13 protein-coding genes are annotated in these 14684 nt (G+C 64.8%); all 13 read left to right on the top strand.

All coding sequences use genetic code 11. From position 1 onward, the window contains the following. Positions 1 to 6: 6 nt before the first annotated feature. The 13 genes from ACO05N_RS12025 (at position 7) to ACO05N_RS11965 (ending at position 14648) form a co-directional block, all read left to right on the top strand. Positions 7 to 507 (top strand): hypothetical protein, encoded by a 501-nt coding sequence (locus ACO05N_RS12025; protein WP_422057324.1) that lies wholly within the window; start codon positions 7 to 9, stop codon positions 505 to 507. A gap of 32 nt (positions 508 to 539) precedes the next feature. Next, positions 540 to 1946, top strand: coding sequence for a phage terminase large subunit (gene terL, locus ACO05N_RS12020; protein ID WP_422057323.1), 1407 nt, complete (start codon positions 540 to 542; stop codon positions 1944 to 1946). Between the two features lie 23 nt (positions 1947 to 1969). After that, a complete protein-coding gene (locus tag ACO05N_RS12015) occupies positions 1970 to 4192 on the top strand; it encodes a phage portal protein (RefSeq protein WP_422057322.1) in 2223 nt (740 codons plus the stop codon). Positions 4193 to 4203: 11 nt separating this feature from the next. Further along, positions 4204 to 5775 carry a hypothetical protein gene (locus tag ACO05N_RS12010; protein WP_422057321.1) on the top strand — a complete coding sequence of 524 codons (1572 nt, stop codon included), beginning with the start codon at positions 4204 to 4206 and terminating at the stop codon, positions 5773 to 5775. Positions 5776 to 5888: 113 nt separating this feature from the next. Beyond that, positions 5889 to 7514, top strand: a complete 1626-nt coding sequence (locus ACO05N_RS12005) for a hypothetical protein (protein WP_422057320.1) — start codon at positions 5889 to 5891, stop codon at positions 7512 to 7514. Between the two features lie 85 nt (positions 7515 to 7599). Then, positions 7600 to 8103, top strand: coding sequence for a hypothetical protein (locus tag ACO05N_RS12000; protein WP_422057319.1), 504 nt, complete (start codon positions 7600 to 7602; stop codon positions 8101 to 8103). 4 nt (positions 8104 to 8107) lie between these two features. Beyond that, positions 8108 to 8290 carry a hypothetical protein gene (locus ACO05N_RS11995; RefSeq protein WP_422057318.1) on the top strand — a complete coding sequence of 61 codons (183 nt, stop codon included), beginning with the start codon at positions 8108 to 8110 and terminating at the stop codon, positions 8288 to 8290. Between the two features lie 3 nt (positions 8291 to 8293). Continuing rightward, complete coding sequence (locus ACO05N_RS11990; protein WP_422057317.1) at positions 8294 to 8848, top strand: phage head-tail connector protein; 555 nt, start codon at positions 8294 to 8296, stop codon at positions 8846 to 8848. Next, positions 8845 to 9327: a hypothetical protein gene (locus ACO05N_RS11985; RefSeq protein WP_422057316.1), complete on the top strand. Its 483-nt coding sequence runs from the start codon at positions 8845 to 8847 to the stop codon at positions 9325 to 9327. Before ACO05N_RS11990 ends, ACO05N_RS11985 begins: the two co-directional genes overlap by 4 nt. Further along, positions 9324 to 9761, top strand: a complete 438-nt coding sequence (locus ACO05N_RS11980) for a hypothetical protein (protein ID WP_422057315.1) — start codon at positions 9324 to 9326, stop codon at positions 9759 to 9761. The genes ACO05N_RS11985 and ACO05N_RS11980 overlap by 4 nt, the downstream gene beginning before the upstream one ends. A 38-nt stretch (positions 9762 to 9799) precedes the next feature. After that, positions 9800 to 10558, top strand: coding sequence for a hypothetical protein (locus ACO05N_RS11975; protein WP_422057314.1), 759 nt, complete (start codon positions 9800 to 9802; stop codon positions 10556 to 10558). A 4-nt stretch (positions 10559 to 10562) separates the two neighbouring features. Then, the gene (locus ACO05N_RS11970; protein WP_422057313.1) at positions 10563 to 11027 is read left to right on the top strand and encodes a hypothetical protein; all 465 of its coding nucleotides are present in this window, start codon (positions 10563 to 10565) and stop codon (positions 11025 to 11027) included. 339 nt (positions 11028 to 11366) lie between these two features. Beyond that, positions 11367 to 14648 (top strand): hypothetical protein, encoded by a 3282-nt coding sequence (locus ACO05N_RS11965; RefSeq protein WP_422057312.1) that lies wholly within the window; start codon positions 11367 to 11369, stop codon positions 14646 to 14648. The last annotated feature ends 36 nt before the right edge of the window (positions 14649 to 14684 follow it).

Below are 14684 nucleotides of genomic sequence, written 5' to 3'. Positions count from 1 at the left end.
AAGCACATGGCGCGCGGACCGATCGCCGACTGGGCGAAGCTTAAGCTCGAATATGTCCAGACCCGCATCACGATTGCCGAGCTTGCGGAAAAGCATGGGCTGAAACCGGAGACCGTCAAGAAGCAGGCGGAGCGCCATCGCTGGGGCATGGAGCGGCTCAAGTTCGAGCAGATCGCGATCGCAGAGGCTGCCGAGGCGGCGAGCAAGGAGCGCATCACCGAGCTGCTCCAGTTCAATCGCGATGATCTCCGCGTCGCGAAGGCGATCCGCGCACGCTGCGCCCGGCGTCTTGCCGTGGTCGGCGAGGACATCCCGGCGAGCGAGCTGCGGTTGATCGCGTCTGCAGCGGAGGCTGCACAACGCATCGGGCGGCTGGCGCTGGGTGCTACGACCGAGAACGTCGGCCATCCCGGTTTCCCGACGCCCGATCAGGGCGTGGGCGATGGAGCCGAGGTATCGACGGCCGACTATCTCAAGGCGCGGGCGCGAGCCATCGAAGATTTCTGATGTCGGAGAGCGCCGAGGCCTATGCGCTGGCGGTGAAGCTCGAAGCGCGTGCGGACCTGTATTTCTTCTCGCGCTACATGTTCAAGTCGATGCGCGGCTATCGGTGGCTGCACAACTGGCACCACCGAACCATCTGCGATGCGCTGATGCGGGTCTATCGGGGCGAATGTAAGCGCCTCATCATCAACATCCCGCCGCGGTATTCGAAGACCGAGCTGGCGGTGGTCAACTTCATCGCCTGGGCGCTCGGGCTCAACCCCGACGCCGAGTTCATCCACACCAGCTATTCCGACAAGCTCTCCGTCAACAACGCCGCCAACGCGAAGCGGATCGTCGAGCACGAGGCATACCGGGGCATCTTCCCGGAGGTGCAGCTGCGCCGGGACAGCAACGCGAAGGGCGAGTGGCGCACGACCGCCGGCGGCGTCGTCTATGCCCAGGGCGAAGGCGGCACGATTACTGGCTTCGGTGCAGGCAAGCTGCGCCCCGGCTTCGGTGGTGCCATCATCATCGACGACATCCACAAGGCGGCCGAGGCGAAGTCGGACGTGATCCGCGAGGGCGTGATCGAGTGGTTCAAGAACACGCTCGAATCGCGCGTGAACTCGCCCGACACGCCGATCATCGTCATCGGGCAGCGGTTGCACGAGCGGGATTTGCCGGGCTGGCTGCTCAATGGCGGCAACGGCGAAGAGTGGGAACTGCTCAAGATTCCCGCGATCCAGCCTGACGGCACCGCCCTGTGGCCCGCGAAACACGACATCGCGACGCTCCGCCGCATGGAGGAGAAGAAGCCCTACGAGTTCGCGGGCCAGTACGCACAGGAGCCAGCCCCGAAGGAGGGCGGGCTGTTCAAGAAGCACTGGTTCAAGGTGGTCGACGCCGCCCCCGCAGGTGGCACCTGGGTCCGCAAGTGGGACCTCGCCGGCACCGAGGAGGGCGCGACAGGCGACCCGGACTGGACCGTGGGGTGCTTGATGTCGAAGTGCCCGGACGGGTTCTTCTGGGTCCGCGATATCATCCGATTCCGGGGCTCGCCGCACGAGGTCGAGCAGGCGGTGCAGAACACCGCCACGCTGGACGGGAAGAACGTCGCGATCCACCTCAATCAGGATCCGGCGCAGGCAGGCAAGGCCCAAGCCAAAGCGTTCACCCGGATGCTCGCGGGCTGGATCGTCAAAGCCGAAGTCGAGAGCGGATCGAAGGAGACACGCGCGGCGCCGTTCTCGGCTCAGTGCGAGGCCGGCAATGTCCGCTTGGTGAAAGCGCCCTGGAACGAGGGTTTCATCACCGAGCTCTGCACCTTTCCGAACGCGGCGAAAGACGATCAGGTCGACGCCGCCTCGGGAGCTTTCAACTATCTCGCCCCCGGCAGCGGCCTCGAAGGCTGGCTGTCCTGGGCGGCTGAGTCGACCACATCCGCCGATCAGTCGGCATAGCTCAATCAGGAGGCGTTGCACGGATGTCGGATCAGTCGATCATCCAGCGCGCGATCGTTGCTGTCCGCTACCTCTACAACGGCTCGGTGCCGCAGGAGTGGTTCGGGCCGAACAGGGCGCTACCCCCACAGGCACCGCCCGAGGTCGCGGGCCGCGCTTTCGACTTCCCCGTCGCTGCCAACCTCCAGAACAAGCCTCGCTCGGCCGAGCTGATCGGATTCGACAAGCTGAAGGCGCTCGCCCGCAACGATACCGTTCGCATCGTCATGGAAGGGCAGAAGGACAAAATCGAGGCGCTGGATTGGAGCGTTAAGCCGCGGAAAAAGGAGGGCGCGCGTGGAAACGAAAGGCCCGACGCTTCGGTGCTCGAAATCCAGCGCCAGCTCGAATATCCTGACCGCGTCCATGACTGGGGCCAGTGGGTCCGCGCGCTGCTCGAACAGAACTTCGTGCTCGACGCGCTTTCGATCTACCGTCGGCGTGATCGTGGCGGCCGTCCCTACTCTTTCGAAATCATCGACGGCGCAACCATTAAGCCGCTGCTCGACCAGAGCGGTCGTCAGCCGGTCATGCCCGACGCCTCGTATCAGCAGGTGCTAAAGGGGTTGCCGGCGGTGAATTACACCACCGCCGAGCTGCTCTACTTCCCGCAGAACTATCGGGTCGATCACGTCTATGGCTACAGCCGCGTCGAACAGATCGTCGATACCGTCGAGACGGCGATTGCGCGGCTGAAGAGCCAAAAGGCGTTCTTCACCCACGGCAATCTCAGCGACGGCTTCTTCACAGCCCCCGAGGGCACGACCGCAGACCAGATCGGTCAGGTCGAGAAGATGTGGAACAACCTGCTCACCGCCAGCATCGAAAACCGTCGCAAGAACCAGTTTCTCCCTGCCGGATTTGTCTGGAACGCGATTGGGGCACCGCCCCTCCAGGAAGCGTTCGACGAGTGGCTGGCGCGCATCATCTGCTTCTGTTTCTCGACGGCCCCGACGCCGTTCCTGAAGCAGCAGGGTCTGGGTCAGGGCTCGGCAACCACCGAGCATGAGGCTGCTGAGGCGGCCGGTCTCGGGAACATGATGGGCTATATCCGCCGCGTCATGAACCGCATCCTCGCTGAGGATTTCGGTCGCCCCGATCTCGAATTCGCCTGGACGGAAGACCGCGAGTTCGACCCCGAAGCGAAGGCCCGGATCGAGGATATACGGGTCAAGAACGGCACGCTGACCCGCGATGAGGTCCGCGACCGCAACGGCGACGATCCCCTGCCTGGTGGCATCGGGGCGGTGCCGACCGTCGATGGCTCGCCGACCCGTCTGGAAGATGCCGTCGCTGAGCCGGAAGAAGTCCCGCCCGAGCTGGCCCCCGGTGTCGCACCTGGCGCAACGCAGCCCGGCGAGCAAGGTGATGTGCCGCCGAAGGCCAAGGGCGAAGAAACTGAAACGGACGACGCGACGAAGGGTGACCTGGCGAAGGCCGCGCCTCGCGCAGCCGAACGTCGCCTCGCCGCAGCGCTGAACCGGTACTTCGCCGGCAAGGCGCGCGAGATCGCAGGCCTGATCGAAGATCGGTTCCCGATGGAGAAGGCCGCCGATGACGGCTTCGAGCGCGCGCTTGAGGGCGTGTTCGAAGAAATCGACTGGTCGTGGTCCGACCTACCTAAGCTGATCGAGCCTTTCCTCGCGAAGCTCGCAGCGGGTGCCGGGAAGCTGAGCCTTCAGGAATTGGGTCTGTTCAGCCCTGAAACCCGGAGCCGACTGGTTCGCAATGTCGGCGAGTTCGCCGAGCGCCGCGCCGCCGAGCTGATCGGCCGCAAGGTGGTCGACGGCGAACTGGTCGATAACGGGTCGTGGTCGATTTCGGCCACCACCCGCGACATGGTCCGCAAGGCGGTTACGAACGCCGTCGAGGAGGGTGCCAGCAACCAGGACCTCGCCCGCGCGGTGCGCGAAAGCGGGGCCTTCTCGAAGGCTCGCGCGACCAACATCGCGCGCACCGAAACGGCGATCGCCGACACCCAGGGCGCTTATGCGGGGTGGCGGGCTTCCGGGGTCGTCGCGGGCAAAGAGTGGATGGCCTCCGCTGACTGCTGCGAGGACTGCGCGCTGCTCGATGGCGAGATTGTAGGCCTCGACGAAGACTTCACCGGCGGGGCCGACGTCCCGCTCCACCCCAACTGCGAATGCGCCGTTGGCCCGGTCCTCCCCGAGGACATGCCGGGCGGCGAATCTGCTGACGACGCCTGACGGAGACGACAATGGACCCCCTGCACATCTTCATCCCGCTCGCCAAAGCGGACGCGACTGAGCGCCTCGTCTTCGGCTCCTTCGACGAGACCCCGGATCGCGCCGGCGAGATCTGCGATTACGCGACCGCGAAGCCAGCCTTTGAGGCTTGGTCGGCTGAACTGCAGAAGGCCAGCGACGGCAAGTCGCTCGGCAACATCCGCGGCCAGCATTCCAACATCGCGGCGGGCAAGCTGGTCGAGCTTACGTTCGACGACGATCTGAAGAAGATCGGCTTCGTCGCCCACATCGTCGACGACAACGAGTGGCGGAAGGTCGAAGCTGGCGTCTACACGGGCTTCTCGCCCGGCGGCCGCTACGCCAAGCGATGGCAGGATGGCCGCTACAAGCGGTACACCCCCGACGTCCGCGAGCTGTCCATCGTCGATGTCCCCTGCAATCCGACCGCGACCTTCACGATGGTCAAGGCCGATGGCAGCGAAGAGCAGCGAGACTTTGCGATCGACAAGGCCTATGAGCCGGGCAACGAGGCGACTCTGGAGCGCGCCGACGAACTCGCAAAGGCGGCGGGCAAGCCCGGCAAGGGCAAGGATTTCGTGGTCAAGGCCCGCGCCGAACTGATCGCGGAGAACGCGGACGAAGCCCTGCTCAAGATGGCGGGCCATAGCGAGCCGGAGACGCCCCCGGCCGACGACCCCCCGGCGGTTGATCCCGTCGCTGCGCTCGACGCCGCAATGGCCAAGGCCGACGGTGTCCTCGCCGCTCCCGCCACCGAGGGCGTCGACCTGTTCGCCGACTTCAACAAGGTGGCCGCGGCGCTGAGCTGCCTGACCGTGCCGACGCTGGCGAAATCGCTCTGGTCGACTGAATGGCTCAACCGTCTGCTGCGCGACTTCGCGAGCCTCCAGTCGGAGGTCACCTGGGATGCCAAATATGGCGACCCGGGCAACGAAGCCGATATGTCGATCCCCGCACAGGCCGCGAAGATCGTCGCAGCCATCGGCGAACTGCTCATCACCATGACGCGAGAGGGCGTTGCAGACCTTCTCACCGGTATCGAAGCGAGCGGCATCGAGATCGATGCGATCGTGAGCGAGGGCGACGGGGAGGCGATGGAACTGGCCACCCGGATCATCGACCTGGTGAAAGCAGACACGGATCTGATGGAGAAGGCGGGCGCGCGCAACTCCAAGGCCGATGCCAAGATGATCCAGACGATCCACGATCATGCCCTCAGCCTCGGTGCCGCGTGCGGAGACGATGTCGCCAAGGACGCATTGGCGGCGCTGAGCCAGGATCGCGACCGGCTCGCCAAGGCTGTCGAGACGGCCGCCCCGAAGATCGAGGAACTGGCCGCAACCGTCGAAACTCAGCGGGCCGAACTCGCCGCGCGTGACGATGAGCTGCAGAAGGTCCATGCGCGCGTGGCCGAACTGGAAGCGCTCCCCGCCCCGGCGAAGGGGCACATCCGCGCGATCGACAAGGTTGAGGACAGCGATCTCGCCAAGTCCGACACCACCACCACCGACCATCAGGACGAAGATATCCTGACGCGCGCACAGCGCGCGCGCTTCAAGGCCTGACCCCACACCGGCGCCAGCCGGCCCCGCCCTCGCCGCCGTCTGGGCAACGGCAACGCAGAAGCTCGAAAGCCGTCCCACCCCCGGGGCGGCTTTTTCATTTCACGAGGTACCCAATGACCAAGCTCATCTCGGGCGCCGCGGTCGCGCTCGCCACGCTGGCGAACGGCGGCAGCGAATACGTGCTCAACACCATGCCGGACGGCGGTTACGTCCGTTCGGGCCTGTCGCTCGAAAAGGCACAGGACATCCTCGACTTCACCAAAGAGGCGATGTCGAAGGCGATCGAACCGGATCAGCTCGCCAAGAGCGTCACCCTGTCGACCGGCGCGACCGCCTATGACCTGCGCGCGCCGTCGCTGCTGTTCAACCCCGTCATCACGCCGATCCGCAACACGCTGAAGCGCACGAAGCGTCCGAATCCGGGTGATGCCGCACACTGGAAGACCATCACCGGTCTGACGAATTCGCCGAACTTCAGCGCGTTCGTCCCCGAGGGGCGGCGCGCGGCGTCGATCACCTACACGATGGCAAACGCCTCGCAGGGCTATGCCACGATGGGCACCGAAGACGATCTGACCGACGAGGCGAAGCTCGCGGCCGAGGGCTTCGAGGACGAGGAAGCCCTCGTCCAGATGCGTTCGCTCTACAAGCTGATGGAGATCGAAGAGGTCTCGCTGCTGTTGGCCAACGCGAGCCTTTCGCTCGGCACGCCGACCGCCCCGACGCTGAGCGCGTCTGGTTCCGGTGCGACGCTGCCCGGGGCGCCGACCACCTATTCGGTGATCGTCGTCGCGCTGACCCCGCTGGGGCTGCTTCACTCCTCGCTCGCCAATGGCGTCGCAACCTCGGTGAGCGTCGCCTCGAACGACGGCAACGGCAACTTCACCATCAACTGTGGTTCGTCGAACAAGTCGTCGGCGGCCACCCAGGCGGTGACCTTGGGGCAGGGTCTCTATGCGACGACCCCGTGGGTGAACGGTGCCGCTGGCTATGCGTGGTTCGTCGGTACTGCAGGCAACGAGACGCTGCAGGCGATCACCACCTGCAACGTCGTCGGCTTCACCGCTCCGCTCGCTGGCGGTCGCCAGGCTGCCACGGCGATCACCGGGGACTGCTCGAGCGAATCGAAGGGCTATGACGGCCTGCTGACCCATGCCTTCAAGAACAGCTCGGTGTCGTACATCAAGACCCTCGCGACCGGCACTGCCGGCGTCGGCACCCAGCTGACCCCGGTCGGCAATGGCGAGGTCGCCGAAATCCGCGACATGCTCCGGACGATGTGGGATACGTGGCGCGTCGGCGTCACCAAGATCTACGTCTCGGCGCAGGAGCTGACCTCGCTCACCAAGCTGGTGCTGACCGCGGGCAACGCTCCGCTGCTGCGCGTCAACACCGACACGACCGCCGGCGAACCCGCCCCGGTCAAGGTGACCGCGGGTTCGGTCGTGGGCTGGTACTTCAACCCCTACACCGCCGATGGCGGCCGGTTCATCCCAATCGTTATCCACCCCAACATGCCGAAGGGCATGATCTTCGGCTACGCCGAGGTTCTTCCCGCGACGTATATGTCCAACGAGTGCCCGAGCGTCACCGAGCTGCTCGTTCGCCAGGACTATTATGTCGAGAAGTGGCCGCGCACCTCGCGCCGTCAGTTCTACGGCACCTACTGCCAGACCGCGCCTGCGGTGTACGCGCCGTTCTGCCTCGGTGTGATCCAGAACATCGCGCCCACCACCTAACGCCCCTGCCTCCTCTCCTGGGGGTGCCCCTGCCCCGCCGGTTCGCGCCGGCGGGGTCTTTCCGTTCCATAGCGGAGTGAAATTCGTGACCCGAAAGACCCAGAAGCCCGCCGAGCCGGCCACCGAGCCTGCGGCGGAAGCCGAGGTGGCGTCCGCCCCCGAGGCATCGACCGAGGCTGGCGCGCCGGAGGAAGAGCCGACCCAGACCGATCCGGTCGCTGAACCGATCGCCGAGGTCGCCGCAGACGTGGCAGCAAGCGATGCCGCCGCCGCCGAACCGGTTGCCGAGGCTGGTGCTGATCCGGTCGTCGAGCCGGAGACCGCCCCGCCCGCCGAGCCGGCCACCGAGCCTGCGGCGGAAGCCGAGGATCCGATCCGGGCCGAAGCACTGGCGATCGCCAACGAGCTCGACGCCCAGGCCGCGACTGACCCCGCCTTCATCACGCATCTGCTGATGGAGCATCCCGACGGCGGGACCACCGACAGCTACGACATCGACGAGAAGACGGGCCACTACCTCGTCCCTGTCGATGACATCGCTCTGCTCCAGAGCCACGGCTTCCAGGTCGTCGGCCAGCCCGAAGGCTGATCCGATGCGCTGGATGGCCCCTGCCCACACAGCGTCCGTCACCATCTCGACCGGTACATTCCCGGTCGAGAACGGACACGTCACCCTCCCCGCTTCGCTCACAGACGGCGACCGCGCTGGTCTGATCGCCAACGGCTTCAAGCCGCCCAAGGCCGCGCGAGCGAAGCCGGCACAGCCGAAGGATTGACCGATGCCGCTCCCCGATCTCGCCACGCTTGACCAGGTGAAGACCTTCATGGGCGAGACCGGGGCGGCGAAGGATGCAGTGCTGGAACTTCTCATCACCGGGGCGTCGTCATTCATCCGCGGACAGGTGAACCGCACGCTGACGGCCGCCGCATTTGACATCCGGCGGAGCGGGCGCGGTACGTTCGCCATGCAGCTGCCCGAATATCCCATCATTAGCGTTTCGCTGGTTGAGGTCGACGGTCGAGCGATCCCGGCCGCCCCGGACTGGTCGGCACCCGGTTACAGCTTCGACGAGGAGCAGATCGTCCTGCGCGGCTACTCTTTCACCGAGGGCGTGTCGAACGTGCGGATCGCCTTTGCCGCTGGCTACGAGGATGTGCCTGAGGCCATCTCGTTGGCCTGCGCCGAGCTGGTGACGCTGAAATACAAGATGCGGGACAAGCTCGACATCGCGTCCAAATCGCTCGCCAACGAGTCGATCAGCTTCAACCACCGCGACATGCCCTCGTCGGTGAAGACCGCATTGCAGCCGTTCAAGCGGATCGCGCCCCTGTGATTAAGACCGAGTTCGACGGTTCGGCCGTCACCGCCCGGCTTGACGCGATGCCGGTGCGGGTGCGCGAGGAACTGCGCGTCGGGATTGCTAGGCTTGCCGCCAAGCTCAACTCCAACGTTCGGAAGGGCAAGCTGAGCGGCCAGGTGTTGAACGTCCGGACCAACCGCCTCCGTAACTCGATAGGCGACATCGTCGAGGTCAACACAAACATCGTCGCCGGCATCGTTTCGACGCCGGTCGTTTACGCGCCCCCGCACGAATACGGATTTCAGGGGACGGTGAACATCAAGGCCCACCTGCGGGAGATCAAGCAGGCCTTCGGGCGGCCGATCACCGCGCGGGCGGTCCAGGTCAACGCGCACACCCGCGACGTCAAGCTCCCGGAGCGCTCCTTCCTGCGCTCCGCCTTGCGCGAGATGGAAGCCGCCGGCGTCCCGCGCGAGGAAATCGACGCGGCGCTGAAAAGGGCCATCGCATGATTGAGCGCGAGCCGATCTACGCCGCGCTGTTCGATCTCGTATGGGACGGCGCGCTCTACAAGAACCCGGTGGAGACCGCGCGAATCCTGCGCCACTGGGCCGATGTGCCGAAGGAAGAGCGCCCGGCGCTGTTTCTGGCGCAAGGCCGCGAGACGGTCGTGAAGACCGCAGCCAACGGCTTTCCAACGGTCTGGATGCTCGAAACAACGATCTATGTTTACGTCACGCGGGGCGATCACCTGACCCCGGGCGCAGTCATCAACCCGATCCTCGACGCGATCAGCACGAAGCTGGAGGCCAATGGCCGCGGCTTCCCGCAGATGCTGGGCGGCCTCGTCCAGTGGGCCCGCATCGAAGGCACCATCGAAACCTCGGAGGGGACGCTCGGCGAAGACGAGGTCGCCATCATCCCCGTCCGAATGCTCACCGCCTAACCAACCCCGGCAAAGCCGGATCACAGGAGTACGAAACAATGCACGCTTTCGGTTCCGGCGTCGTCTGGGGCACCCCCCTCACCGATGCCAACGGCGCGGCGATCGCCAACCCGACCCCGGTCATGTGCGGTGTCCTTCAGGACGTCAGCGTCGATATCTCGTTCGACACCAAGCAGCTGTACGGTCAGCAGCAGTTCCCCGTCGCGATCGCGCGCGGGAAAGGCAAAGTCGACCTCAAAGCGAAGCTCGGCAAGCTCAACGGAGCCACCCTCAACAACCTGTTCTTCGGCCAAACGATGTCGGCCGGGGCAGTGCTCAACCACTATGACGTGGTCGGAACCGCGATCCCCGCGATCACGCCGTTCACGGTCACCCCGACCGTTCCGTCATCGGGTACCTGGCAGCAGGATCTCGGTGTCATGGACGCCAACGGCAACCTGTTCACGCGCGTGGCCAGCTCGCCCACGACCGGCCAGTACAGCGTCTCCGCTGGTGTCTATACCTTCGCCACCGCCGATGCTGGCAAGACGGTCTTCATCTCGTTCAACTATTCGGCGACCTCGACCGTGGCGCAGAAAAGCACGATCATGAACCTCCCGATGGGAGCCGTTCCGACGATCCGGCTCGACCTCAGCAACGGTCACGCCGGCAAGGGGATGTCGCTCTCGTTCTTCAACTGCGTTTCCTCGAAGCTCCAGCTGGGGTCGAAGCTCGACGACTTCATGATCCCCGAGATGGACTTCTCGGCATTTGCAGACCCGCTCGGCCGGGTCGGCATGTGGTCGACGGCGGATTAAGGCGATGGCGGAGAGGAAAAACGCAGCCATCACGCTGCTGGGGCGCGATTGGGAGATCGCGCCCTATAAATTGGGCAGCATGATCAAGGCCGCCGAGTTCGTTGATGCCGTCAAGGCCCGCAACGAGGCGATCGTCGAGCGCCTCGGCGCCCATGTCGAGAGTGGGGATACGGCCGACGATCTGCGCGTGAAGGCGCTCCAGATCGCGGCCGGCACCTCGCTGGTCGAAATGATGCAGACGATTCGGGATGCCGTTTCGGTTCTCCATATCGGTATCGCGAAGATCGACCCGTCGGTGACCGTGGATCAGCTGCTCGACGACATCGACAATGACGCCGCCTCGATGGCTGCCATCATCGAGGCGATGAACTTGGTGCTTGGGCAGAGCGGCCTACAGTCGGGGGAAGCGATGGCCCCGGCGCCGTTGGCGGACGCGCCCGGGGCCTCCGGGAAACACTCCGCGGCATAGTCTTCGAACTCGTCGCTGCGGGGATCGAGGGCGGCTCCAAACGGTCGATCGAGGAGGACTGGAGCCTCTTCGATGTCACCGACTTGCGCCGCCATTGGCGTGAATGCGGCCCCCCGACCCACATCGCCGTCGCTGTCTTCGCTTCGGCATGGGGGGTCAAGCTGACCGGCGACCCCGAGCCGGAGGAACTTACCTACCTGGAGCCGCCCAAAGGTTCCCGCACCATCGCGGAGCTGTCGGAGGGCATTTCGGTGGTCCCAGGCGGCGACACCCTCGCCGCTTCGCAAGCGGTCCTTGCCAGACTGCATCAATCCTGAACCGTCGCCGGAGGCGCACCACATGAACGACAACGTGGCGAAGATCTCGATCATCGCCGACGCCACTGGTGTGCGTTCGGGGACGGAGAAGGCGAAGAACGAAGTCGGGGAACTAGCCCCGGTTCTGGCGAAGCTCAACGCGGGTTTCGCGGAACTTGCCGCCCTCATGCGCCAGTCGATGTCGCAGGGGGCAGCGAGCGCCGAAAAGCTCTCAAATGAGATGCGTCAGCTCGTCGCGCATACCGATCGGGAAAGCCGTGCGCTGGCCGAGATGAATGCCCGAATCGGGCAGGCGGCAGCGGCCACCGACAATTGGCACGGACGTATCTCCGGGGCGATCGCCGGTGTTGCGGCCGTCCTGTCCGTCCAGCAGGTCGTCGACTTCTCGCAGCGCATGGGCGAGGCGGCGGAGAAGACCGCGCTGCTGAGCCAGCGTCTCGGTATGACGACCGGCGATGTGCAGATGCTGGGCGCGTTAGCCGAAGCGAGCCAGAGCAACGTTGACACCTTCGCTGGGGCGATCGCCAAGCTCGACCGGACCTTCGCCTCGGCGAAGGAAGGTGGCTCGGCACAGGCCGCCGCGTTCAAGCAGATCGGCATCGACGTCCAGGGCAGTTATTCACAAATCGAATTGCTCAAGGCCACGATGGCGGCGTTCGGGACGATGGCGGACGGCCCGGCCAAGGTCGCCTTGGCGATGACCCTGTTCGGTCGCAGCGGTGCCGAGCTGATCCCGATCCTTTCGATGACGGCGGAACAGCAGCGCGAGTTCACCGCTCAGCTCGCCCGCTATGGGGTCGTGAATGACGATGCTGTTGCGAAGGGGAATCTGCTTGCCGATGCGTGGGACGCGAACGGCTTAGCGATGCGCGGGCTGGAGCAGACTTTGACCTCCGCCCTTGCACCGTCACTCACAGCCATTGTCCAAGGCACCAATGCTCTGATCGAGCGCATGGTCGCCTCGTACAATGCCGGCGGGGCGGTGAAGCAGGTCTTCGACGCGCTCACCGCGGCTGGCGAAACCGTCATCGCCATCGTCACGTCTATGGCCCCGGTTCTCGAGACGCTCGCGAACAACTTCGGCGCGGTCGTTGCAGCCGTCGAGATATTGGCAATCGCGATGTCGCTCAACATGGCCCGTTCGGCTCTGAGCGCCGTCGCCAGTATGGGTATTGTTCGAACCGCGATTTTTGCCGTGCGGGCCGAGGCGCTAGGCGCTGCTACGGCGATGCAGGCTTTGGCGCTGGTGGGTGTGACAACCGGAAGAGCATTGCTGGCTGCGTTCGGTGGCCCTGTCGGCATTGTAATCGCGGCGTTGGCTGTTGGAATCTATGCGCTGACGGAGGGGTCCGACGACCTCAACCGCGCAACCGGTGCTTACGCGAAGACCCAAGAGGAAGCGCGTCAGGTCACCGAGAAGGCTGCCACGGTCGCGGATAAGCTCGCGATGGCCCATGGCAAAGCGCGCGTCGAAGCCCTCGCGCTGGCCAAGGCCGAGCAGGAGAACATCAAGCAAAAGCTGGCCTCAGCAGAGGCGAGCGTCGTCTTGGCTCAGGCGGAACTCGCCCGCGCGCGGTCCTTTCAGGCCGCGCAGAATCGCGCGTCGATCGGAGGTGGCGTCCCCGGAACGGCCACCTTCATTCAGGGTACCGGCGATACCAAGGTCGCGCAGGCGCGGGCCAATGAGAAAGCCGCACAGGATGCGGTTGCCGCATTGGAAGCGAGCCTGAAGAAGATTCAGACCGCAATCGACGGTGCCGCTACCCCCCAGGTCAGCTTTGGCGGAACCGGTGCCATCCCCGGCGGCTCCTCCAAAGGCTCCGATGGCGCCAACGACACCAGGCTGTCGAAGTGGGAGCAGGAGTTGGAACGCGCCAAGTCCGCGATCGCGGCGTTGGCCGACGCCGAGGGCACCTTCCGGGAGATGAGCAAAAGCTCGGAAGCGGAGTATTGGGGTGCCCTCCTGGAACGAACCGATCTGTCGCAGCAGGAACGGCTCCAGATCGAGAAGCGCTATTACGGCCTGCGTCGAGATGTCCGACGTGACGAATACGACCAGGTCATCGCCGGCTTCAGCCGCCAGCTCGATGAGGCCCGCGATAGCGCGGCCGAGCGCGAGCGGATCGTCCTGGCGACCGCTGCCTACATCAAAAGCAAGTTTGGGGAGGAATCGCGGGAGTATCAGCGCGCGCAGGAGGATGTCGTCCGCGCCGCCCGCGAGGCAGCTGAGGAGCGGAAGCGGATTGAGGCAGAGCTGATCCAGGCCAAAGAGGCGATGCGGCTCGCCGAGATCGACGAGGAACGGGAAATTGCGCGCTGGCGCGTGGAGATGGGCATCAGCACTCAGGCTGAGCTATTGCAAATCGAACGCGCGGCGGAGCAGCAAAGCCACGCCGTTCGGGTCCGGGCACTTCGGGACCAAGCCGCATTGGCAACCAAGAGCAATGATCTTGAGCGGGCGCGTGAGTATTATCGTCAGATTGAAGAACTGACACGGACCCATCAGTCTAAACTAAATCAGATTGAGCGCGCTGCGACTCTACAACGCACAATAATTCAACGTAACGCGATCAACTCGACTGCCCAATTGTGGGGTCAGAACATCTCAAGACTGTTGACACTACAACAAAGCTTTGGAGAAACGATCAGGAATTTATATGTTGGAATGGTTGGCATCGTTGCCGATGCTTTGGCGAGTATCATTGCACAGTGGCTGGCAAAGAAGCTCGCCGCGCTAATCATCGGTGGTGCAGCCGAGAAGGCATCTGGCGTCGCGACCATTACCTCCGAGGCTGCGAAGGCGGGCGCGGGCGGTACGGCATCTATGGCCGCAGCGCCGTTTCCGCTGAACCTCGGCGCTCCGGCCTTTGGTGCGGCGATGGCCGGGATCGCAATGGGGTATCAGGCTATGTTGGCCGTCCCGGGCTTTGCGGTCGGCGCCAAGAACCTGTCCAAGGACCAGCTAGCGGTTGTCCACAGCGGAGAAATGGTCATCCCGGCGGCCGAGGCCGGTGGGTGGCGGCGCGTAATGGAACTGTTTGCCGGAATGCCGCGCCTCAACCTTCCCGCGATGCTCCAAGCACCGCTGGCGGCTGGGTTCGCTACCGCCAACAGCAACGCTCCGCCTGCTGACAACGACCGCAGCAGCGGCGGACAGCACTTCTACGGGCCGGTAATCATGGGCGATCTGAGAGCGATCGACACCCAATCGGGGGCGAAGTTCCTGATGCAAAACCATTCGCATGTCGCCGCTGCGGCAAACAAAGCCATGCGAAACGGATTTGGTCCCAAAGGGGCGTCGTGAGTATCGTCGTCGACTAGCTAAGCTGGACTCCTCGAA

Source organism: Sphingomonas sp. (assembly GCF_965227385.1).
Lineage (GTDB): Bacteria > Pseudomonadota > Alphaproteobacteria > Sphingomonadales > Sphingomonadaceae > Sphingomonas.
Note: the sequence above shows the minus strand (reverse complement) of the source record. Positions and strands in the feature narration are given on the sequence as shown.

Excerpts from the sequence above, each read along its gene's own strand:
- ACO05N_RS11970 (WP_422057313.1), top strand. The coding sequence starts at position 10,563 with ATGGCGGAGAGGAAAAACGCAGCCATCACGCTGCTGGGGCGCGATTGG.
- ACO05N_RS12015 (WP_422057322.1), top strand. The coding sequence starts at position 1,970 with ATGTCGGATCAGTCGATCATCCAGCGCGCGATCGTTGCTGTCCGCTAC.
- ACO05N_RS11965 (WP_422057312.1), top strand. The coding sequence starts at position 11,367 with ATGAACGACAACGTGGCGAAGATCTCGATCATCGCCGACGCCACTGGT.
- ACO05N_RS11990 (WP_422057317.1), top strand. The coding sequence starts at position 8,294 with ATGCCGCTCCCCGATCTCGCCACGCTTGACCAGGTGAAGACCTTCATG.
- ACO05N_RS11975 (WP_422057314.1), top strand. The coding sequence starts at position 9,800 with ATGCACGCTTTCGGTTCCGGCGTCGTCTGGGGCACCCCCCTCACCGAT.
- ACO05N_RS11980 (WP_422057315.1), top strand. The coding sequence starts at position 9,324 with ATGATTGAGCGCGAGCCGATCTACGCCGCGCTGTTCGATCTCGTATGG.
- ACO05N_RS12025 (WP_422057324.1), top strand. The coding sequence starts at position 7 with ATGGCGCGCGGACCGATCGCCGACTGGGCGAAGCTTAAGCTCGAATAT.
- ACO05N_RS11995 (WP_422057318.1), top strand. The coding sequence starts at position 8,108 with ATGCGCTGGATGGCCCCTGCCCACACAGCGTCCGTCACCATCTCGACC.
- ACO05N_RS12005 (WP_422057320.1), top strand. The coding sequence starts at position 5,889 with ATGACCAAGCTCATCTCGGGCGCCGCGGTCGCGCTCGCCACGCTGGCG.
- ACO05N_RS12010 (WP_422057321.1), top strand. The coding sequence starts at position 4,204 with ATGGACCCCCTGCACATCTTCATCCCGCTCGCCAAAGCGGACGCGACT.